This window comes from Autumnicola edwardsiae (genome assembly GCF_031846505.1).
Classification (GTDB): domain Bacteria; phylum Bacteroidota; class Bacteroidia; order Flavobacteriales; family Flavobacteriaceae; genus Autumnicola; species Autumnicola edwardsiae.
Map to the genome: position 1 here is coordinate 1 of NZ_JAVRHP010000265.1, position 914 is coordinate 914.

1 protein-coding gene is annotated in these 914 nt (G+C 38.3%); it reads left to right on the forward strand.

Annotated elements, in window-relative coordinates:
• Positions 1-749, forward strand: a 749-nt coding sequence (locus RM529_RS17560; RefSeq protein WP_311486028.1) for an ABC transporter ATP-binding protein, incomplete at its 5' end; no start/stop codon positions are given.
• Positions 750-914: the final 165 nt, after the last annotated feature.

Genomic DNA, 914 nt, shown 5'->3' on the forward strand with positions numbered 1-914 from the left:
ATTTGAGAGGCGATATTGAATTTAAAGAGGTGCGCTTCTCTTATGTTGATGATGAAGAAGTGCTGAAAGGTGTATCTTTTAAAGCTAATGCCGGGGAAACCATTGCTATTGTTGGTGCAACGGGCGCCGGCAAGTCCACCGTAATTAATTTACTGAACAGATTTTATGAAATTAACGGCGGACAAATTTTTATTGACGGTCTGGATATTAATTCCATAAAACTGAAATCCCTGCGATCACAAATTGCTGTGGTACTTCAAAATGTCTTCCTGTTTGCTGATACTATCATGAACAACATTACGTTGGAAAATCCCGAAGTTACTGAAGAAGACGTTATTAATGCAGCAAAGCGTATTGGTATTCATGAGTTTATAGAAACACTCCCTAACGGCTATTACTATAATGTAAAGGAAAGGGGCGCAATGCTTTCTTCGGGACAGCGGCAGCTTATTTCTTTTCTTCGAGCATTTGTGAGTAATCCCAGTATACTTGTATTGGATGAGGCTACTTCTTCAGTAGACTCCTATAGCGAACAACTAATTCAGGATGCGACAGATAAGATTACGCAGGGACGAACTTCCATTGTTATTGCCCACAGGCTGGCAACAATCAAAAAGGCCGACAAAATTATGGTAATGGAAGCCGGTGAAATTGTGGAAATGGGAACCCACCAGGAATTACTTCAGAAGGAGAATGGCTATTATAAAAACCTGTACGAAGTTCAGTTTAAGGCTGAAGAGGCGGTTTGATTTTTAAATGGTTATCGTCTCAGAGGAGAAAGAAATATGCCTCTTTGAAAAAAAATCAGTAATAGTATTGATCCTGATCCAACAAGTTGTATTTCATTATTTTTTTCTTTAATTTCCTTAAATAGTCGTCCCTTAGAAATGCATTTCTAGCTTCATATTTCGATT